Genomic DNA, 19,726 nt, shown 5'->3' with positions numbered 1-19,726 from the left:
CCCGGAACCGGGCGGTGGCGGTCAGTCTGAAAATGCAGGTAAAAAAAGGCCCCGCAGGTTGCGAGGCCGTTTATTCATCCACCAGATATTACTTGATGGTGATGGTATTAATGATGTTTTCCGCGCTGGTCTGGGCGAGCTGCTGGTTGTCCGCAGGCAGCGTTATCTGCATGGTCAGCAGTTTATCGTCGATTTTCCCAATAATGATTGAGGACCAGGCGGTCTGCCCTTTAGCGGAGATAACGCTGTCCAGCTGCTGCAATTCGTGGCCTTTAATCTCAATCGATTTGTTGGTCACAACCTGAAGCTGCGGGTCGCGCGCACGCTGCTGATCTTCCAGGCGTTTTGCCAGCGCGGCCAGGTCGTCGGTGGTGTTATCCCCGACAATGACGATAACCGCTTTCTGGCCGGTGGCGTCAGAGTAAACGTGCATGTTATTGGACTGAGTGCCCACTTTGCCGCTCTGGTCGGTCATATCCGCAGGCAGAGCAAAGCTCAGCTTACCGTCCAACAGCTCTACCGGCTGGCCGCTGGCGCTGCTTGCTGCCGGGCTACCGGCGGTGGCGGTTTTGCTGTCGTTGTTATCACAGGCGGCAAGACCCACTACCAGCAGGCCAATACCGACATATTTTACCAGGTTGCGCATCGCGTTATTCCTTTCCGTTAGCAAGCCAAAAGGCTAATTCTTGCATCTTAACACAAGAAATTCTGGCCGCCCTCAACCAGGCTGTAGCGCGGAGATTTCGGATTTATCTGCGAGGCGTTTCAACAACATGTTCAGCAGTACGCCGTACATCGGCAGGAAGAAAATCAGGCTGATAAGGACTTTGAAGCAGTAATCGACCACGGCGATTTCTACCCAGTGCTGGGCCATAAACGCGTCCGGGCTGCGCCAGAAGGCGATAAAGAAGAACGACAACGTATCGCTAACGTTACCGAACAGCGTTGAAGCGGTAGGCGCAAGCCACCAACAGCGGTTCTGGCGAAGGCGGTTAAAGACGTGTACGTCGAGGATCTGGCCGAGCGCGTAGGCCATAAAGCTGGCAATCGCGATGCGGGCGACGAACAGATTAAAGTGGGTTAACGCTTCGAATCCCTGCCAGCTGCCCATATAAAACAGGGCGGAAATGCCGTAGGAGATAACCAGCGCCGGGATCATCACGGCGAAAATAATGCGACGTGCCAGCGGCGCGCCAAAAATGCGTACCGTCAGGTCGGTTGCCAGGAAGATAAACGGGAAGCTGAACGCGCCCCAGGTGGTATGAAAGCCGAATACCGACACCGGAAGCTGTACCAGATAGTTGCTGGACGTTATCACCAGCAAATGGAATAGCGATAGCCAAAACAGCGCATTAGTGCGCTGACGAGTGCTGAACTGCATCATGTTGTAGCCTTTTTAGTAGTGGGGTGAGGGAACCCAGTCAAAAATGTAAAGCGCGGGGATGATACTGCTTTGGCTTTTCATTGCAATGGTTAATTTTAACGCAATCGTTCACGCGGCTTGCGCCAGATTTTACCCGGCGTAAACTAGCGCGGTTTTTCACGACTTGAGACTGCTATGACCGATTTGTTCGCAACCCCCGATCATACGCTGGATGCCCTTGGGCTGCGCTGCCCGGAGCCGGTGATGATGGTGCGCAAAACCGTGCGCAACATGCCCGTAGGCGAAACTCTGCTGGTGATTGCCGACGACCCGGCAACCACGCGTGACATCCCCGGCTTCTGCCGTTTTATGGAGCACGAGCTGGTCGCCAGCGAGACCGATGCTCTGCCTTACCGCTATTTGCTGCGTAAGAGCCACTGATATCCCTCAGAAAAAGAGGGCAGGTGATATGCCAAAGCGCCGGGAAAGCCGGCGGATGTGTTCGGTGGTTAGCTGACGTTCGCCTTTCAGTATTCGGGACACCATTGATTTACTGCCAATCTCCTGCTGAAAGTCACTCTGTTTTAGCTGGTGGTGCTCCATCAAAGTTTTCAGCATGGCCACGCCTGCGGGGATCGCCAGCATCTCTTCACGAAACGCCTGAACCTCGGGCTGGCTATTTTCATACGCCGTAATTTTGGTGCTGACCAGTTCAAGCAGAGGATTTACAGGGTCGTTAAGCAGCAGGTATTCAACCAGCTCCAGCGCGGCAAGGTAATCTTTTTCACTGGCGCTTTCGGCCAGCAGTGGAACCGCTTTTTTCAGGGCTTCACCTGCTTTTAATGCGTCGCCAATCATCTCTTTTTACCCCGGTGTTGTTCAGTGAACTTGATGTATTCACTGTGGGTCATGATGTTGCGGATATAGAATTTTTGGCTGGCAAAAAAAATAAGTGCGATAAGCCGCAATTCATTTCCCGCGATGTTAATCACGTAATGCTTATCGAGATATTTAAAATTATCCAGCGACGGATAGATTTTCCTGAGAGCATCCGGCGTTGGAAAGTATCCTTTTTCAACCACTTTCCCGAGCATCAGCAGCTCTTGCTTATGTTGGGGAAATCGAAGGCTGGCCTCGATTAGCGCTTTGAGAGTAATCAGATGCATAACTTCTTCCTGAAGTTGACTGATTGGCAACAATAATGCTCGCTAGTTGCCAATCAGTCAACTAGCGAGCGAGGGATTTCTATTGTTGCAGAGAGGCTTCCTTGCCTCCATTTAGCGTGTAAACGCTGCGAGATGCCTCGATATCTATTTCTTACGCAGTAGCCGGATGGCGTTAGCGGTGACCAGCGCGGTTGCGCCGGAGTCGGCCAGTACCGCCAGCCAAAGGCCGGTGAGGCCGAGCAGTGTAGTGACGAGGAAAATCCCCTTCAGGCCCAGCGCTATCGTCACGTTCTGGCGAATGTTGTTGTGGGTTGCTCTGGCGAGCTTCACCATTCCGGCAAGTTCGGTCAGGCGATTGTGGGTTAATGCCGCATCTGCGGTTTCCAGCGCCACGTCGGTGCCGCTGCCCATCGCGATGCCGATAGTCGCCGCTTTCATCGCCGGGGCATCGTTAATGCCGTCGCCAACCATTGCCAGCGGCGCTGCCGCATTCAGCTTGTTCACCGCCGCTACTTTATCCGCCGGTAGCAGGCTGGCGCGGTAGTCGATGCCCAATTCTCCGGCAATGGCCGCCGCCGCTCGTGGGTTATCACCCGTCAGCATTACGCCCTGAATCCCCAGTTCACGCAGAGCCGCAACCGCCTCGCGGGCGTCGCCGCGCAGCGTATCCCGCATGGCTATTGTGCCGAGTAATTGCCCGGCGCGCAGCACGACGATCACCGTCTGGCCCTGTTCTTCCTGCTGAGCAATGCTTTGCTGCCATGTGTCATTCAGTTCGCCGTCGGTCAGTTTAGACGGAGAGCTGAGCAGCACGGTGTCACCGCTGATGTTGGCTTCCACGCCAACGCCCGCCAGAGCACGGTGATTTTGCGCTACCGGCAGCGAGAGGTTCCGCTGCTGAGCGGCGTTCACAATCGCCTGTGCCAGCGGATGAGTTGAGCCTTGCTCTACCGCTGCGGCCAGCGCCAGCAAAGCGTTTTCCTCAATATCTCCATTAACCCTAACACCCGTAACCTGCGGTTTGCCCGCGGTCAGCGTGCCGGTTTTGTCGAACGCCACCTGCTGTACCTGGCCGAGCCTTTCCAGCGCGGCACCGCCCTTAATCAGCGCCCCGCGGCGAGCGGCGGCTGCCAGGCCGGAGGTAATGGCCGCAGGTGTAGAAATGACCAGCGCGCAAGGGCAGCCAATCAGCAGCAGCGTCAGACCTTTATAAATCCACGGCTCCCAGCCCAGGCCGAAGAACAGTGGCGGAATGACTGCGGTCAGCAGCGCGAGCAGCATGATTATCGGCGTATAAATACGGCTGAAGCGGTCGATAAAACGCTCAATTGGCGCACGGCGTTCATCCGCCTCTTCAATCAGGCGCAGGATGCGGTCGATAGCGCTGTCGCCCGGTTCGGAAAGCACTTCCAGCTGTACCAGACGGTCAACGCTGGTGCTGCCGGCCGCGACCTTTTCTCCACTCTGGCGTTCGACCGGCACAGACTCGCCGGTAAGGGCGCTTTCGTCGAAGCTGGCAAATTCGCTCAGCAACCGACCATCGGCAGGAAGGCGCCCGCCCGCTGCAACTTCAATAATGTCTCCCGGGCGCAGGTCGGCCTGGGCGACGGTTTCGCGCTCGCCGTCCCGGAGGCGAATAGCGACGTCCGGCTTTAACGCCATTAAGGCGCTGACTCCCCTGCGTGCGCGGCTGGCGGCGTAAGATTCAAGACGCTCGCCAATCAGGAACAGCAGCAGCACCATCGCCGCTTCGGCGGTGGCACCGATAAACAGGGCGCCAATGGCCGCGACGCTCATCAGCGTTTCGATGGCGAACCAGTTGCCGCTGCGCATCAGGCGCACGGCCTGGCGGGCAATCGGCCACAGGCCTACCAGCGTTGTGGCAACAAAGGCCAGATTGCCAAGCGGGTGATTAACCTGCTCCAGCCCCCAGCTAATGACCATCAGGACGATAAGCAGGATCAGCGGCAGGTTCTCGCGCCATCCAGCGCTTTTTTCCTGCTTCGGCGCATTGGCGTCGCTCAGAGTGTAACCGGCGGCTCTTACCGCCTTTTCTACATCCGCGCGGATATCCCGCTCCGCGTTGACCAGCAATTTTTCGGTGGTGAACAGCACCTGTACCTGCCGTACATCGCTAATCTGCTTCACGGCATTTTCGACTTTGCGGGCGCATGCCGCGCAGTCCATACCCTCAACGTGCCAGCTGTAGCGGCTGCCGCCGTCGGCGATTTCTGGCTCAGGTACTGCGGAAGAACAGGTTTCATCTGCGCAGCAGGAGGGGCCTTCCGCCTGCAGCGGGCTAAGTTTGGCTAGCGCAAACTGCGGTGGTTTTTTGCCGTCTTGAGGTGTGTTGAGCATGGCGCCCTCCGGTAATGATAATTTTCTCATTACCGATGTTACACTCTGGAGCCAACTCCAGAGTCAAGAGGGATTTTTGCCGCGGGCGGTTAATTACACCCGGACGGCACTTTTCGGGATTGCTCTTTGCTTACCCCTGGCGCTTCCCCTAGTATTAAGCGCAGGTCGGGATGAGAATGTAATAATGAAAAAACCGCTGACAATCAAAGATATTGCCGAGCTGGCGCAGGTTTCCATCGCCACGGTCTCGAGGGTGCTGAATAACAATAGCTGGGTGGCGGATAAAACCCGCAGCCGGGTGGAAAAAGTTATCCAGGAGCATAACTTCAGCCCTAATTTGCTGGCGCGAGGGATGATTTCGAAGAAAACCCAGACTCTGGCTATCGTGGTTTCTGACATCAGCAACCCTTATTTTGTCACGCTGGTGGCGCAGATTGAGCACGAAAGTTTGCGGCTGGGTTATAAGGTCACGCTCTACGATACTCAGTCGGCGAATAAAAGCTCCCACGAGGCGCCGGTGGTGCCAGAAGAGCATATTTTCAATTCCATTACCGACAGCCAGATTGACGGCGTTATCATTCTGGGTGGCAACATTGACTACAACGATATCTCGGCAACTTATATGCAGGAGCTGAAAAAGCTGATTGCCACCGTGCCGGTAGTGGTGGTTGGCCGCAGGCTCCCGGGCGTCGAGTACGCCTGCGTTGAGCGCGATCAGGCCGGGTGCGTCAGGCTGGCGACCCGGCATCTCATTGCTAAAGGCTACCGGCATATTGGTTTTATTGGCGGCTCGAAAAATGTTTATATTACCCGCGAGCGTGAAGCCGTATTCAGAGAAGAGCTGGAGCAGGCCGGTTTACCGGTTAATACAAGTTCAATCGTTCTTAATAATTTCTATTTACAGCACGGCTATGAAGCCATTGAGAAATTAATTTCCGGGAATGAAAAACTGCCTGATGCCATTGTCGCGATTAACGATCATGTCGCTAAAGGTGCGATCCGGGCATTAAAAGATAAAAATATATCGGTGCCTGAAAATATCGCCATTGTCAGCTGTGAATATTTTCCGGGTAGCGAATATTTTATTCCCCGCATCACCACGGTTGACCATCAAAATGCGCTGATCGGTAAAGAGGTAATGGCACGTTTAATGGCGATTCTTAATCAGGATAATGTTGTAAGCGTGTCGGAAAAAACGCCTCTTATGCTGGCAAAAGGCGAATCCTGTTAATTTTCAACGGCGGAGGCATATTACCTTGCCTCCGCCTGTAGCCGCCCTTCACTCCATTTTTTGATCCCGCTAGCAATTGCACGATCTGGCGTTGACAAGCCTCGTCTGACTCCTCTAGCCTAAAACCTGAAAACGTTTTCAGGTTTTGATTACAGGAGAGCCGATGAAACCGACAATGATGACCTACATCCACGAGGAACAGGCGACGCTTGGCGCCATGAGTGCCCGCTATCCGTCCGACCTGCCGGTGCTTAACGGGCAAAAAAACTGGCTGGTGCTGGCGACCGGTTCCAGCATTAACGCCATCAAAAGCGCCAAATATTACGTGGAGAAGCTGGCGGATGTGCGCATTACGGTGGAGGAGCCTTTTCATTTCCAGCATTACGAAAAATTTGCCGAAACTACGGATCTGGTGATTGGCGTTTCCCAGAGCGGGGAGAGCACTTCCACCATCAACGCTATCCAACATATTCGCCGGTCGCATGAGGTAAAAACCCTCGGCATAACCAGCAAAATGGGCAGCGAACTGGCGCGTACCGTTGATCATGTTGTCGATATCGAAATTGGCGAAGAGCGGGTGGGCTATGTCACTAAAGGCTACGTTGCCACCATTTTGAAATTTATGCTGCTGGGCATTTTTTCCGCCCGCCGTAGCGGCAAGCTGAGCGCGGAGCAGGAAGCCGTCGAACTGGCGAAGCTGGAAAAAGCGGTGAAGGCGATTCCGGCGGTTATCTCCGCTACAGAATCTTTCTTTAGCAAATGGCAGGATGAGCTGGTTGCTTCGCCGCGATTTACCGCGATTGGCTTTGGGCCAGGCGTTGGCGTGATTAAAGAGATGGAGACCAAATTTGCCGAGACTATTCGCGTGCCTTCTCAGGGCGTAGAGCTGGAAACCTTTATGCACGGGCCTTATTTCGAGGTGAACGGCAATCACCGCATGTTCTTTATTGATACGCCGGGCGTAGCACGTGAAAGGTTATTATTGCTGAAAGCCTATGAGCAAAAATATACCGACTATGTGTACACAGTTAAATTAGGTGAAGGCAACGATCCCCGCACGCTTAGCGTCAATGCTGAGATTGATGAATTTATTGCGCCGCTGATCCTGGTGATCCCATTCCAGATCCTGGCTCATCATATTGCCGAGGCGAAAGGGAATAACCTTCCACAACGCATTTTCACCGATTTTGGCGTTGCGGTAAAAAGTAAAACCAAACCGGGCGATTACGCCTGATACGGGCTGTACCCTACATAAAATAATTTCCATACCTTGCTACTGAGGAATGACTATGGCTACCTTCGGTCAACTTGCCCGCCAGATAATTAAGCACGTCGGTGAAGCAGAAAATATAGAGCATCTTACTCACTGCGCCACGCGTCTGCGTTTTACTATTAAAGACAAAACTAAGATTAATAAAGACGAGCTTTATAAATTACCGGAGGTAGTCAAGCTGGTTGAAAACCCGGGGCAGTTTCAGATTGTCATCGGGCCGAAGGTTGAAAAAGTATTTCTGGAGATAACGGCGCAGCTTGGTGAGCAAAACCAGGGCGAGGCGGCAGCGCCGAAGGGCTCGGTTATCAACCGCCTGCTGGCTACGCTGTCGGCCATTTTTACCCCGTACATCGGCGTGCTGGCGGGCGTTGGGGTGGTGAAAGGGATAGTGGTGCTGCTGCAAACCATGAGCCTGGTGGACACTCATTCCTATATTTTCACCGTGTTTAATGCGCTTTCCAGCGGCGTATTTGTGATGCTGCCGCTGTTTATCGCCGTTACCGCAGCAGAGCGGTTTAAAACCAATAAATTCAGCGCGCTGGCGCTAACGGCGGCGATGATATTCCCGCTGACGGATGCCAGCGTACCCGGCGCGTTTCACGTAATGGGCCTGGCGCTGAACGTTAAAATCTACGGCGGAGCGGTTATTCCGGCGGTGTTTGCCGTGCTGTTCCAGAGCTACGTGGAACGCTGGCTGAAGAAGGTCATTCCTGAGATTGCGGCGCTGGTATTTGTTCCCTGCCTGTCGCTGATTATCAGCGGGTTTGTGGTGTTTACCGTGATAGGCCCGGTGGCGGATTACGTGGGCGTGGGCATCGCGAACGGCTATGCGTGGCTGTACAACCTCAGCCCGGTTATCTCCGGGGCATTACTGGCCGGGATTGGGCAGCTGTTCGTGGTATTCGGCGTGCACTGGGGCATCATCCCGCTGGCGCTTATCAATATTCAGGTCAACGGTTACGACACCATTATGGCGATGTTTATGTCGGCGGTGATGGGGCAATTTGGCGCGGTATTCGGCGCGATATTTATCGCCCGTAATCTCAAAGATAAGCAGATTGCTATCTCTGCTTCACTCTCCGCCTTCTTCGGCATTACCGAGCCTGCTTTGTACGGCGTGAACCTCAAATATCGCATGCTGTTTGTGTTTGGCTGCATTGGGGCAGCGCTTGGGGGCGGTATTACCGGGCTGCTGGGGGTAAAAACCTACAGCTTCCTGCCGGTGCTCAACGTGTTCGAGCTGGGGTTATTCAGCGGGCCTGATTCGAAGATGATTTATGAAGTCTTTGCCATCGCGGTGGCGTTCACGGTGCCTGCGGTATTGACCATTATCTACGGTAAAACCCGCAGGCTGGAACCCGCCTCTCTCGTAGAAGAGAGGCGCTAAGCTCAGATATAAAGGGCACGAACAATCATAAAGTGCCCGGCAAAATAGCAGGCGGCGGCGATTGCGCTGTCGCCTCTGAAGCGATGACGATAGTGGCTAACCAGCCAGACAATATTGCCGAGCAGCAGCAGGCTGGCACCGATAAACCCGGAGAAACTGTTAGCAGTCGGGCGGAAGAAGTACAGCTCGGCGGCCAGCCATACCATCACCAGCGTCATGCCGATAAAGGTCAGGATCGGCATGCGCAGTGTTTCCAGCCGGGTCCAGATAGTGGCGACCAGCAGCGCGCCGATAATCAGCAGCGCCAGAGGCAGCGGCCAGAAGATAGCGAAGGTCATCTGGCTGGCGAAATAGATGGTGTACAGCAGGTGTGAAAGGAAGAAAGCGCCAACGGCGTACAGCAGGCGCTGGGTCGGCAACAGCGTTAACGCATCGCCCACCAGGGTTGCCAGCAAACCGGCGACAATCAGGTAGCCGGAGGCTTCAAACATCGGCGCTTGCCAGGCAAGCAAAAGCAGGAGCAGTAGGGTCACAGGCTTGAAAACCCAGCGCTGCCAGGCGGGGCCTCGCCAGGAGGCATCGATATAAATCCAACCTGATAAAGCAACTGCAATAAATGACCAAAGCATGATATGTCCTTATTTTAATTGTCAGGCGTCACTGTGCTCAGTCTAGTGGTTAAGCGGCGCAGATGACAACGCCGTCGCGCCAGGGTTATGCTTAAAAGTGCCTGACAACTTGAGACAAAGCCATGAGCAAACCGCCCGTTTTCATCATAGCGATCATCGTGTTAATCGTGGTCGCAGCTTCCTTCCGCTACCTGCATCAGCGACGCCAGAATATGGAAAACGATGCGGCTCCGTTGAGCGTGAAAAAGGTGGTGGTGGCAACGAAGCGAGAAAAGCCTCTCAATGACCGGCGCTCGCGCCAGAGGGAAGTGATCCCCGCCGAGGACTCAATGCGTTACGAAATTTGGTTCGCGCCACAGAGCGGCGGCATGGAGATGAAAATGCGCGTTACCGCGGCGGAATACAATCAGGTGACGGTGGGAGACAAAGGGCTGCTGAGCTATAAGGGGACGCGCTTTGTCAGCTTCGCCCCCGAAGCGCCTCACTTGCCCTGACGCAGCTTCTTCTGCCAGACCAGCAGTTCAAACACGCCAAACACGAAGATTTTAATTTGCTCGATGCGAGGCAGCGCCGGGCCGTCTTTAGGCTGGGTCGCCTTCAGCAGGCTGAGCTGCAGGCCATGCATTATCACCATAAATATCAGCGCGACGTTCACAAAGATGTTGAGCGGGCGCGGGTATGGATGAAACAGGTTGAAAATCAGAAAGCCCCACACGCACAGCATCAGCAGGCGGCCAAAGTTAATCAGAATCGGCATTATGCGGCTCCTTGAGCTTCACGAATAAACAGACGGTAGGCAACCTGGCCTGCCACTTTTTCACGATGCAGCGCCCAGTTTTTTGGCACTGCGGGTAGACCATTTTCCACTTCACTTTCAACGTAGATAAGCGCTTCGTCCGCCAGCCAGCCGTTTTTCTCCAGCAGGGCGAGGGTTTCGTCCAGTAGCCCCTTGCGGAACGGCGGGTCAACAAACACCACGTTATGCGGTGTACCCGGCTGCGCCAGCACGTTGAGCGTATTGGCGTTCAGCACTTTGCCGTTATTGGCTTTTAAGGTCGCCAGGTTCTTTTGCAACTGCTGGGAGACGGCATGATCCATTTCAATCAACGTGGCGCTGGCGGCATAGCGCGATAGCGCCTCCAGGCCAAGTGCGCCGCTACCGGCAAAGCAGTCGAGGCAATGTGAGTCCACCATTGAAGGCGCCAGCCAGTTAAACAGCGTTTCGCGTACCCGGTCGGTAGTCGGACGCAGGCCCGGGCTGTCGGGAACCGGGAGTTTTCGGCCACGCCATTGGCCGCCGATTATGCGGATCTGGCCGGAGCCAGCGGATTGGGGTTTCTTCATTGCTCTCACTGCGATGCTAAATTTTGCGGCTATTCTAGCGGCGCATGTCCGGCCAGGAAACCTTATTCCACCGGAGTGATGCCGCGCCGGGAAAGTGGTAGACTAGCCCACTATTTTTTATGCCCGTGGCAAGCAGAATCGGGTCTGTGCCATGAGTTAACAGCGAGGAGTGTAGTCGCAAATGGCGAAAGAGAAAAAACGTGGCTTTTTTTCCTGGCTGGGATTTGGCCAGAAAGATCAACAACCGGAAGCAGAAACAGAACAAAAAGTAGCAGAAGAACAACCGGTTACTGAACAGGCTGCACAACAGGAAGCGCCTCAACAGCCCCAGGCTGCTGAACAAGAAACCCAGGATTTAGTTAGTGAGCACTCACTGGAGGAGTCCGAAAAATTTGCCCGGGAGGTGGTTGAGGTTAATCAGCTGCTGGTGGAAGAAGATGCCGCCGTTGCCGAGCCGGAAATCATCCCTGAACCGGAAGTCGCCCCCGAGCCTGAGGCCGTTGTTGAACCCGAAGCGGTTGTAGAGCCTGAGGTTATTGCCGAACCCGAGGCGGTTGTCGAGCCGGAAGTGATTGCCGAGCCAGAGCCGGAAATCATCGAACCTGTGGTGGCTGCCGTTGAGCCAGAAGTTATCGAGCAGCCGGTTGCCGCCGTAGAGCACGAAGTTCTGCCGCTGCCGGAAGACGTTACTGAAAGCGCAGCACAGCCGGACGAATGGCAGGCCGAGCAGGACGAAATCATTGAAGAAGAAGTGGCCGAAGCAAAAGCTTTATTCGCCGAAGCACAGCTCGTAGAGCCAGAGGCCGAGCCTGAAACCGTTGAGGAAGCCGAACCGGAAGCGGTTGAAGAAGTGGTTCCGGCAGCGGTCCAGCAGGAACAAGAGAAGCCAACCAAAGAAGGTTTCTTTGCGCGCCTGAAGCGCAGCCTGGTCAAAACCAAACAAAACCTCGGTTCCGGATTTATCAGTCTGTTCCGCGGCAAAAAAATCGACGATGATCTGTTTGAAGAGCTGGAAGAGCAGCTTCTGATTGCCGACGTTGGGGTGGAAACCACCCGTAAAATCATCAACAACCTGACGGAAGGCGCAAGCCGCAAACAGCTGCGTGACGCCGAGGCGTTATACGGCCTGCTGAAGGAAGAGATGAGCGAAATCCTCGCCAAAGTGGACGAGCCGCTGAATGTTGAAGGCAAAACGCCGTTTGTTATCCTGATGGTTGGCGTTAACGGCGTGGGTAAAACCACGACCATCGGCAAGCTGGCGCGCCAGTTTGAGCAGCAGGGTAAATCCGTGATGCTGGCGGCGGGCGATACCTTCCGCGCGGCGGCGGTTGAACAGCTGCAAGTTTGGGGCCAGCGCAACAATATTCCGGTGGTGGCTCAGCATACCGGCGCGGATTCCGCTTCGGTTATCTTCGATGCTATCCAGGCGGCGAAGGCGCGTAATGTTGACGTCCTGATAGCCGACACCGCAGGGCGCCTGCAAAATAAAGCGCATCTGATGGAAGAGCTGAAGAAAATTGTCAGGGTTATGAAAAAGCTGGACGAAGATGCCCCGCATGAGGTTATGCTCACCATCGACGCCAGCACCGGTCAGAATGCGGTAAGCCAGGCTAAACTGTTCCACGAAGCGGTGGGGCTAACGGGCATCACCCTGACCAAACTGGACGGGACCGCCAAGGGTGGCGTTATCTTCTCTGTGGCAGACCAGTTCGGTATTCCGATTCGCTACATTGGCGTCGGCGAACAAATTTCTGATTTGCGACCGTTTAATGCGGGCGACTTTATAGAGGCACTTTTTGCCCGAGAGGATTAACAATGATTCGCTTTGAACACGTCAGTAAAGCCTATCTCGGTGGGAGACAAGCGTTGCAGGGAGTGACCTTCCATATGCAACCGGGCGAGATGGCCTTTCTGACCGGCCACTCTGGCGCAGGGAAAAGTACCCTGCTCAAGCTTATCTGTGGTATCGAGCGGCCAAGCGCCGGGAAAATCTCTTTCGGCGGCCACGATATTAGCCGCCTGAAGAGCCGTGAGGTGCCGTTCCTGCGGCGTCAGATCGGCATGATTTTCCAGGATCACCACCTGTTGATGGACAGAACCGTTTACGACAACGTGGCCATTCCGCTGATCATCGCCGGCGCCAGCGGCGAAGATATTCGCCGTCGCGTCTCGGCGGCATTAGATAAGGTCGGGCTGCTGGACAAAGCGAAAAATTTCCCAATCCAACTCTCCGGCGGTGAGCAGCAGCGCGTGGGCATTGCCCGTGCGGTGGTGAATAAGCCTGCGGTACTGCTGGCGGATGAACCGACCGGTAACCTGGATGACGCGCTGTCGGAAGGCATTCTGCGCCTGTTTGAAGAATTTAACCGCGTCGGCGTGACGGTTCTGATGGCAACCCACGACATGGGGCTAATCTCGCGCCGCAACTACCGTATGTTGACGCTAAGCGACGGCCATTTGCATGGAGGCCTGGCAGGTGAATAGAAACAGTGCGCTCAACCATATTAAGCGCTTCAGCAACAAGCTGGATAAATTCAACAAGCTGAACAAGCTTGGCGATCTGGGCCGCTCGGTGAAAAAGCGTGGCAAAGGGCCGCAGTCGAAAAGCCGCTCCCTCAAGGGGGGCGTGAATGAACAGTTCCGCTACGCCTGGGAAGGCGCGCTTCAAGATTTAAAGAGCAAGCCGCTGGCGACGTTCCTGACGGTGATGGTAATTGCCATCTCCCTCACGCTGCCGAGCGTTTGTTATATGGTTTACAAAAACGTCAACCAGGCCGCGACGCAGTATTACCCTTCACCGCAAATCACCGTTTATCTGGATAAAGCGCTGGACGACAACGCCGCGCAGCAGGTTGTGGGCGCGATTCAGGCGGAAGAGGGCGTAGATAAAGTTAACTACCTTTCCCGCGAAGAAGCGCTGGGCGAATTCCGTAACTGGTCGGGCTTTGGCGGTGCACTGGATATGCTGGAAGAGAACCCGCTGCCCGCGGTTGCGGTGGTTAACCCTAAGCTGGATTTCCAGAGTACCGACCACCTCAATACGCTGCGTGACCGCGTGGCGAAGATCCACGGCGTGGATGAAGTGCGCATGGACGATAGCTGGTTTGCCCGCCTTGCGGCGCTGACCGGGCTGGTGGGTCGCGTAGCGGCGATGATAGGCATTCTGATGGTGGCCGCGGTATTCCTGGTTATCGGCAACTCGGTTCGCCTGAGCATTTTTGCCCGCCGCGATACCATCAACGTGCAAAAGCTGATTGGCGCGACGGACGGCTTTATTCTGCGTCCGTTCCTTTATGGCGGGGCGCTGCTCGGCTTTAGCGGGGCGTTCCTGTCGCTTATTCTGTCGGAAATTCTGGTGATGCGTCTGTCCTCGGCGGTGACCGAAGTGGCGCAGGTGTTCGGCACTAAGTTCGATATCAGCGGCTTAGGTTTTGACGAATGCCTGCTGCTGCTGCTGGTCTCCTCGATGATCGGCTGGCTGGCAGCCTGGCTTGCCACTGTTCAACATTTACGCCGTTTTACCCCACAGTAAAAAGTTTTTGGTATACTCATCTTCTGCTACGATAACGTCGTCAGCAGGGGATGAGTTTTACTCCGCAGTGCCCCCTGCCATGCTGCAATAACCGTCACACTTTGTGTGTAATCTATTCACAGCTTTACATTGAACTTGTGGATAACATCACTGTCTGAGAGTACAGTGGATGATACGGTTTGGCGCTCGCTGCATTGCAGGCGCGCCGCCGCCAGTAGATGGCAACCTGTACGTCAGTCTCTAAGAGAGGGTTTGAATGACCAAAGAAATGCAAAATTTAGCTTTAGCCCCTGTTGGTAACCTGGAGTCGTATATCCGGGCTGCAAACGCCTGGCCGATGTTAACGGCTGAGGAAGAGAAGGAGCTGGCTGAAAAGCTGCATTACCAGGGTAGTCTGGAAGCAGCGAAAAAGCTGATCCTGTCTCACCTGCGCTTTGTTGTTCACGTTGCCCGTAATTATTCCGGCTACGGCCTGCCGCAGGCAGACCTTATCCAGGAAGGCAACATCGGCCTGATGAAAGCGGTGCGCCGCTTTAATCCGGAAGTCGGCGTTCGCCTGGTCTCCTTTGCCGTGCACTGGATCAAAGCCGAAATTCATGAATACGTGCTGCGTAACTGGCGTATCGTGAAAGTCGCGACCACCAAGGCACAGCGTAAGCTGTTCTTTAACCTGCGTAAAACCAAGCAGCGTCTGGGCTGGTTTAATCAGGACGAAGTCGAAATGGTTGCCAACGAGCTTGGCGTGTCCAGCAAAGACGTGCTTGAGATGGAATCACGCATGGCGGCGCAGGATATGACCTTCGACATGTCCAACGATGACGACTCGGACGGCCAGCCGATGGCGCCTGTGCTGTTCCTGCAGGACAAATCGTCCAACTTTGCCGACGGCATTGAAGACGATAACTGGGAATCGCACGCTGCCGATAAGCTGAGCGACGCGATGCAGGGCCTTGACGAGCGTAGCCAGCAGATTATTCGCGCACGCTGGCTGGACGAAGACAACAAGAGCACGCTGCAAGAACTGGCAGACCGTTATGGCGTTTCCGCCGAGCGTGTACGCCAGCTTGAAAAGAACGCGATGAAAAAATTGCGAGCTGCGATAGAAGCATAAAGCCGACATTGCAGTGCCGCCCCGAGAACGCCCCACTTTATGCTGGGGCGTTTTGTTTTTTAGCCTCCGGCATACATTCCAACAGCGCGGCAAACGCCGCCTCCATTTCACTCTCAGGCAGGCTGGCAAACCCCATCAACAATCCCTTCTTACGCCGCTCCGTCAGGTAATAGCGCGACAGCGGGCGCACCAGAATATTTCTGGCGTTGGCGCACTGCGCAATTGCCACATCATCCGCTTCATCCGGCAGGTTCAAAATCAGATGCAGCCCGGCATTGTCGCTGAAATCTGACAGCGCCTGCGGGCCGCAATGGCGGGAAATTAGCTCGGTTAAAAAAGCGCGGCGACGGCCATAAAGCAGCCTCATACGGCGTATATGGGCCGAGTAGTGCCCGGCGGTTATAAACTCCGCCAGCGCCTGTTGGATAAGCGAGTGGCCGCCGCGATACAGCTCCGCATGAGCGGTTTTCAGGTCGCTAACCAGCGGGCGCGGCAGCACCACATAGCCGAGCCTTAGCCCTGGATAAAGCGTTTTGCTGAAGGTACCGATGTAAACCACCGGCGCTTCGTCGGCCAGCCCCTGCAAAGCGGGAATAGGCTGGCCTGAAAAGCGAAATTCACTGTCGTAATCGTCTTCAATAATCCAGCTGCCGTGCTGGCGGGCCAGGGCCAGCAGCCGCTGGCGACGCTCCAGGCTCATCACCGCGCCCAGCGGATATTGGTGTGAAGGCGTGACAAAGATCAGGCGCGGCGCTTCGGTTATCGTCTCCGGTGGGCAGAGGCCGTTAGCATCGACGGTCAGCGGTGTAATCCGCACGTCGTTCATCGCCAGTACGTGGCGAATGCCCCAGTAGGAAGGTTCTTCGATCCACGCCAGGTCGTCCCTGTCGCACAGCATTCGTGTCACCAGGTCGATAGCCTGGTGGATCCCTTCGGTGATAAGAATTTGCTCAACCTGGCAGTTTACGCCTCGAGAAACCCGCAGGTAGTCAACCAGCGCATGCTGTAGCTCCGGCGTGCCGCCGTTGCAGCTATAGCTGAGGCGCTCCGGCTTAGGACGGCGGCTGATGCGAGCCTGGATCTTGCTGAACAGCGGATGTGGGAAAGCGTTAACGTCCGGGACGCCGGGAATAAAGGCTCCCCACTGGCGCGGGCTGGCGCTGACCCGGGAAAGAAGATGCAGGCCGCGGCGGGAGATTGAAACCTCCGTGGCGGAAGCCGCGCCGCTTTCGCCAACCTTGCCTGCGGAGGTGAAGCGATCCGGCAGCGTTTTTTCAACAAATGTTCCGCTGCCCTGGCGGGAGGCGACATAGCCCTCAGTCATCAGCTGTTCGTAAACTGTTAATACCGTGTTGCGTGAGATGTTAAGTTCACTGGCTAAGTCACGAGACGCAGGCAGGCGGCTGTGGGAGGGGAGTGAGCCATCCAGAATTGAGCGCCGAAGCGCGTTGTAAAGGCGCTTATGCAGCAGGTTATCGCTCTCTTCCTGCAGCCTGACAAGAATCAAATCACCCACTAAATCTCGCAATTGGATCCCTCAGATAATCTGAATTGGTACTCGATTATAGAGCCAATACCTGTGTAAATAAACGACATTGTTTCTGATTTGTTGCGATAAAGTGACTGAGATAACAGGAGAGATCAGGGTGAAAAGTGCAGAGCTGAACCAGCGTCGTTTACAGGCCACCCCGCGCGGCGTGGGCGTGATGTGTAGCTACTTTGCAGAGAAGGCTGAGAACGCCACTCTGTGGGATGTAGAAGGCAACGAGGTTATTGATTTTGCCGCAGGGATTGCGGTGCTGAACACCGGACATCGTCATCCAAAAGTGATTGCCGCTGTAGAAAAACAGCTGCAGGCCTTTACCCACACGGCTTACCAGATTGTTCCTTACGAAAGCTATGTTTCCCTTGCCGAGCGCATCAACGAGCTGGCGCCGATTGAAGGCCCGGCCAAAACCGCATTTTTCACCACCGGCGCAGAAGCCGTTGAGAATGCTGTGAAAATTGCCCGCGCTTACACCAAACGCCCTGGCCTGATTACTTTCGGTGGCGGCTTCCATGGCCGTACCTTTATGACGATGGCGCTCACCGGCAAAGTGGCTCCTTACAAAATTGGCTTTGGCCCGTTCCCCGGTTCCGTTTACCACGCGGTTTACCCTAATGCCGCGCATGGCGTAACCACCGGGGACGCACTGAAAAGCCTGGATCGCATCTTCAAAGCGGATATTGCGGCGGACCAGGTGGCGGCCATCGTGCTGGAGCCGATTCAGGGCGAAGGCGGTTTTAACGTTGCGCCGCCGGAGTTTATGCAGGCGCTGCGTGAGCTGTGCGACACCCACGGCATTCTGCTGATAGCCGATGAAGTGCAGACCGGGTTTGCGCGTACCGGCAAGCTGTTTGCGATGGAATATTACGATATCAAAGCCGACCTGATGACGATGGCGAAAAGCCTGGCAGGCGGCTTCCCGCTGTCCGGCGTGGTTGGCCGCGCGGAAGTGATGGATGCTCCGGCTCCGGGCGGCCTGGGGGGGACCTATGCAGGTAACCCGCTAGCCGTTGCTGCCGCGCATGCTGTTCTGGATGTTATTGCCGGGGAGCAGCTGTGCAAACGTGCAACCCAATTGGGCGAACACCTGAAAGAGGTGCTGAACCAGGCCCGGCAGAGCTGCCCGGCGATTGCCGACGTGCGTGGGCAAGGTTCGATGGTAGCGGTGGAGTTTAACGACCCGCAAAGCGGAAAACCTTCCCCGGAAATTACCCGAGAAATCCAGCAAAAGGCCCAGGAGCAGGGTTTACTGCTGCTGAGCTGCGGCGTTTACGGCAACGTGATTCGCTTCCTCTACCCGCTCACCATCCCCGATGCGCAGTTCACCAAAGCGCTGGCTATTCTTGCGCGGGTACTTAAGGGCTAACCGGCCCGGCCAATTTCTGCGGCGCCACGGAAGGCCGTCATCAATATAAGGCGGCCGCGAAGCTCTTTTTGCTCAGCGTGAGTGGTTTATCACCCTGATATCACCTGTTTTCCGGCGGGGCTCTCCGCCGGAGTAATCTGGAAAATATTATGTCTGAAAACTCCACCTTCTCTCCCGCCGTTGCGCGCGGGGAGCGAACGGCTGTCCCTGGAAAATCCCTGAGTTTTGTTGAAGGCGTGTCGATGATTGTCGGCACTAATATTGGCGCGGGCGTGCTTTCTATCGCCTATGCCTCCAGTAAAGCAGGCTTCTGGCCGCTGCTATTCTGGCTGGTACTGGTGGGCAGTCTCACTACCGTAACCATGCTCTATGTAGCAGAAACGACTCTGCGCACCCGCCAGCATTTGCAGCTTAGCGGACTGTCTCTACGCTACGTTGGCAAGTTTGGCGCACTGATGATGTTCCTCTCGGTTTGTGTGAACAGCGTGGGCGCATTGACTGCCTATATGACCGGCAGCGGCAAGCTGCTGCACTCTTTGCTCGGTATCTCCCCTGCGCTGGGCAGCGTGCTGTTCTTTATCCCGGCGGCGGGCGTACTGTACATGGGGCTAAAAGCGATTGGCCGGGGGGAAAAATTTATTAGCGTTGGCATGGTGGTGATGATTGCCATCCTGGTGGTCGCTACTTTACTCAAAGAGACGACCAGCGTGAGCTATTTGCTGGAAGGTAACTGGCTTTATATGGTGCCGGTATTCAACGTTGTGGTGTTCTGCTTCTCGGCGCAGTACATCGTGCCGGAGATGGCGCGCGGCTTTGCTGACAAACCCGAGAAGCTGCCAAAGGCGATTATCGTCGGCATGGTTATTACCTTTAGCCTGCTGGCCCTGGTGCCGATGTCGGTCATTATGCTTAACGGGCTGGACAATATCTCTGAGGTCGCGACCATTTCCTGGGGTAAAGCGCTGGGGGAGTGGGCATTCTTTTCGGCCAACCTGTTCGCGCTGTGCGCCATGCTGACCTCGTACTGGGGGCTGGGCGGTAGCTTCCTGACTAATATTTTCGACAGATTTCGCCTCGGCAGCGACGAGCCTTCGATGAAGCGTTTCCTGGTGCTGCTGGTGGTTGCCGTGCCGCCCTTTATTCTGGCCTACAGCGGGCTGGTGTCGTTTGTTAACGCACTCTATTTCGCCGGGGTATTCAGCGGCGTGATTTTGTCGATTATGCCGATTCTGATGATTAAAGGTGCCCGCCGTCATGGCGATATCACGCCCGGCTGGACCTGCCCGGCATTTATGTCCCATCCGTTGATTCAGATTTTCATCGTACTGCTTTATCTGTGTAGCGCGGTTTATGCAATAGCTTCTGCCCTGGGTTATTTGCCCGCCGGCTGGTAATTATGGTTTCGACTACCCGCGCCGGA

At 55.3% G+C, this 19,726-nt stretch carries 20 protein-coding genes; 11 read left to right on the top strand and 9 right to left on the bottom strand.

The window, feature by feature from the left end; all coding sequences use genetic code 11:
- Window positions 1-88: 88 nt before the first annotated feature.
- Both HMPREF0201_RS20175 and HMPREF0201_RS20170 read right to left on the bottom strand, forming a co-directional pair.
- Window positions 89-646: a DcrB family lipoprotein gene (locus tag HMPREF0201_RS20175; protein WP_016538600.1), complete on the bottom strand. Its 558-nt coding sequence runs from the start codon at window positions 644-646 to the stop codon at window positions 89-91.
- 72 nt (window positions 647-718) lie between these two features.
- Window positions 719-1,384 (bottom strand): 7-cyano-7-deazaguanine/7-aminomethyl-7-deazaguanine transporter, encoded by a 666-nt coding sequence (locus tag HMPREF0201_RS20170; RefSeq protein WP_016538599.1) that lies wholly within the window; start codon window positions 1,382-1,384, stop codon window positions 719-721.
- Window positions 1,385-1,558: 174 nt separating this feature from the next.
- Here HMPREF0201_RS20170 and tusA point away from each other — a divergent pair, with 174 nt between their 5' ends.
- Window positions 1,559-1,804 (top strand): sulfurtransferase TusA, encoded by a 246-nt coding sequence (gene tusA / locus HMPREF0201_RS20165; RefSeq protein WP_008458604.1) that lies wholly within the window; start codon window positions 1,559-1,561, stop codon window positions 1,802-1,804.
- Window positions 1,805-1,810: 6 nt separating this feature from the next.
- Here the strand turns inward: tusA and HMPREF0201_RS20160 are convergent, their stop codons facing one another.
- The 3 genes from HMPREF0201_RS20160 to zntA form a co-directional block, all read right to left on the bottom strand.
- The gene (locus HMPREF0201_RS20160; RefSeq protein WP_016538597.1) at window positions 1,811-2,221 is read right to left on the bottom strand and encodes a helix-turn-helix domain-containing protein; all 411 of its coding nucleotides are present in this window, start codon (window positions 2,219-2,221) and stop codon (window positions 1,811-1,813) included.
- Window positions 2,218-2,529, bottom strand: coding sequence for a type II toxin-antitoxin system HigB family toxin (locus tag HMPREF0201_RS20155; protein ID WP_016538596.1), 312 nt, complete (start codon window positions 2,527-2,529; stop codon window positions 2,218-2,220). The genes HMPREF0201_RS20160 and HMPREF0201_RS20155 overlap by 4 nt, the downstream gene beginning before the upstream one ends.
- A 144-nt stretch (window positions 2,530-2,673) precedes the next feature.
- Entirely contained in the window at window positions 2,674-4,887 is a 2,214-nt protein-coding gene (gene zntA / locus HMPREF0201_RS20150; protein WP_016538595.1) for a Zn(II)/Cd(II)/Pb(II) translocating P-type ATPase ZntA, read from the bottom strand.
- Window positions 4,888-5,071: 184 nt separating this feature from the next.
- On the opposite strand from zntA, the gene HMPREF0201_RS20145 reads away from it, so the two are divergent.
- The 3 genes from HMPREF0201_RS20145 (at window position 5,072) to HMPREF0201_RS20135 (ending at window position 8,778) form a co-directional block, all read left to right on the top strand.
- Complete coding sequence (locus tag HMPREF0201_RS20145) at window positions 5,072-6,118, top strand: LacI family DNA-binding transcriptional regulator (RefSeq protein WP_039898917.1); 1,047 nt, start codon at window positions 5,072-5,074, stop codon at window positions 6,116-6,118.
- A gap of 163 nt (window positions 6,119-6,281) precedes the next feature.
- Window positions 6,282-7,352 carry an SIS domain-containing protein gene (locus tag HMPREF0201_RS20140; protein WP_016538593.1) on the top strand — a complete coding sequence of 357 codons (1,071 nt, stop codon included), beginning with the start codon at window positions 6,282-6,284 and terminating at the stop codon, window positions 7,350-7,352.
- 55 nt (window positions 7,353-7,407) lie between these two features.
- Window positions 7,408-8,778, top strand: a complete 1,371-nt coding sequence (locus HMPREF0201_RS20135; RefSeq protein WP_115586321.1) for a PTS transporter subunit EIIC — start codon at window positions 7,408-7,410, stop codon at window positions 8,776-8,778.
- A gap of 2 nt (window positions 8,779-8,780) precedes the next feature.
- On the opposite strand, the gene HMPREF0201_RS20130 is transcribed toward HMPREF0201_RS20135, so the two are convergent.
- Complete coding sequence (locus HMPREF0201_RS20130; protein ID WP_016538591.1) at window positions 8,781-9,407, bottom strand: lysoplasmalogenase; 627 nt, start codon at window positions 9,405-9,407, stop codon at window positions 8,781-8,783.
- A gap of 122 nt (window positions 9,408-9,529) precedes the next feature.
- Here HMPREF0201_RS20130 and HMPREF0201_RS20125 point away from each other — a divergent pair, with 122 nt between their 5' ends.
- A complete protein-coding gene (locus tag HMPREF0201_RS20125) occupies window positions 9,530-9,901 on the top strand; it encodes a DUF2500 domain-containing protein (RefSeq protein ID WP_016538590.1) in 372 nt (123 codons plus the stop codon).
- Here the strand turns inward: HMPREF0201_RS20125 and HMPREF0201_RS20120 are convergent.
- Window positions 9,889-10,158, bottom strand: coding sequence for a DUF1145 family protein (locus HMPREF0201_RS20120; protein ID WP_115586373.1), 270 nt, complete (start codon window positions 10,156-10,158; stop codon window positions 9,889-9,891). The genes HMPREF0201_RS20125 and HMPREF0201_RS20120 overlap by 13 nt on opposite strands.
- 5 nt (window positions 10,159-10,163) lie before the next feature.
- A complete protein-coding gene (gene rsmD, locus HMPREF0201_RS20115) occupies window positions 10,164-10,751 on the bottom strand; it encodes a 16S rRNA (guanine(966)-N(2))-methyltransferase (RefSeq protein ID WP_016538588.1) in 588 nt (195 codons plus the stop codon).
- A gap of 181 nt (window positions 10,752-10,932) precedes the next feature.
- Between rsmD and ftsY the strand changes: the two genes are divergently transcribed.
- The 4 genes from ftsY (at window position 10,933) to rpoH (ending at window position 15,394) form a co-directional block, all read left to right on the top strand.
- Complete coding sequence (ftsY, locus tag HMPREF0201_RS20110) at window positions 10,933-12,564, top strand: signal recognition particle-docking protein FtsY (RefSeq protein WP_016538587.1); 1,632 nt, start codon at window positions 10,933-10,935, stop codon at window positions 12,562-12,564.
- A gap of 2 nt (window positions 12,565-12,566) precedes the next feature.
- Window positions 12,567-13,235 carry a cell division ATP-binding protein FtsE gene (gene ftsE, locus HMPREF0201_RS20105; protein WP_016538586.1) on the top strand — a complete coding sequence of 223 codons (669 nt, stop codon included), beginning with the start codon at window positions 12,567-12,569 and terminating at the stop codon, window positions 13,233-13,235.
- Window positions 13,228-14,283 carry a permease-like cell division protein FtsX gene (ftsX, locus tag HMPREF0201_RS20100; RefSeq protein ID WP_039899458.1) on the top strand — a complete coding sequence of 352 codons (1,056 nt, stop codon included), beginning with the start codon at window positions 13,228-13,230 and terminating at the stop codon, window positions 14,281-14,283. The genes ftsE and ftsX overlap by 8 nt, the downstream gene beginning before the upstream one ends.
- Window positions 14,284-14,539: 256 nt before the next feature.
- The gene (gene rpoH / locus HMPREF0201_RS20095) at window positions 14,540-15,394 is read left to right on the top strand and encodes an RNA polymerase sigma factor RpoH (RefSeq protein ID WP_016538584.1); all 855 of its coding nucleotides are present in this window, start codon (window positions 14,540-14,542) and stop codon (window positions 15,392-15,394) included.
- 37 nt (window positions 15,395-15,431) lie between these two features.
- Here rpoH and pdxR read toward each other — a convergent pair whose 3' ends face one another.
- A complete protein-coding gene (gene pdxR / locus HMPREF0201_RS20090) occupies window positions 15,432-16,922 on the bottom strand; it encodes a MocR-like pyridoxine biosynthesis transcription factor PdxR (RefSeq protein ID WP_039898915.1) in 1,491 nt (496 codons plus the stop codon).
- Window positions 16,923-17,040: 118 nt separating this feature from the next.
- Between pdxR and HMPREF0201_RS20085 the strand changes: the two genes are divergently transcribed.
- Window positions 17,041-18,306 (top strand): 4-aminobutyrate--2-oxoglutarate transaminase, encoded by a 1,266-nt coding sequence (locus HMPREF0201_RS20085; protein WP_039898914.1) that lies wholly within the window; start codon window positions 17,041-17,043, stop codon window positions 18,304-18,306.
- A gap of 149 nt (window positions 18,307-18,455) precedes the next feature.
- The gene (locus HMPREF0201_RS20080; RefSeq protein ID WP_016538581.1) at window positions 18,456-19,700 is read left to right on the top strand and encodes an aromatic amino acid transport family protein; all 1,245 of its coding nucleotides are present in this window, start codon (window positions 18,456-18,458) and stop codon (window positions 19,698-19,700) included.
- Window positions 19,701-19,726: the final 26 nt, after the last annotated feature.

Source organism: Cedecea davisae DSM 4568, from assembly GCF_000412335.2.
Taxonomy (GTDB): Bacteria; Pseudomonadota; Gammaproteobacteria; order Enterobacterales; family Enterobacteriaceae; genus Cedecea; species Cedecea davisae.
Note: the sequence above shows the minus strand (reverse complement) of the source record. Positions and strands in the feature narration are given on the sequence as shown.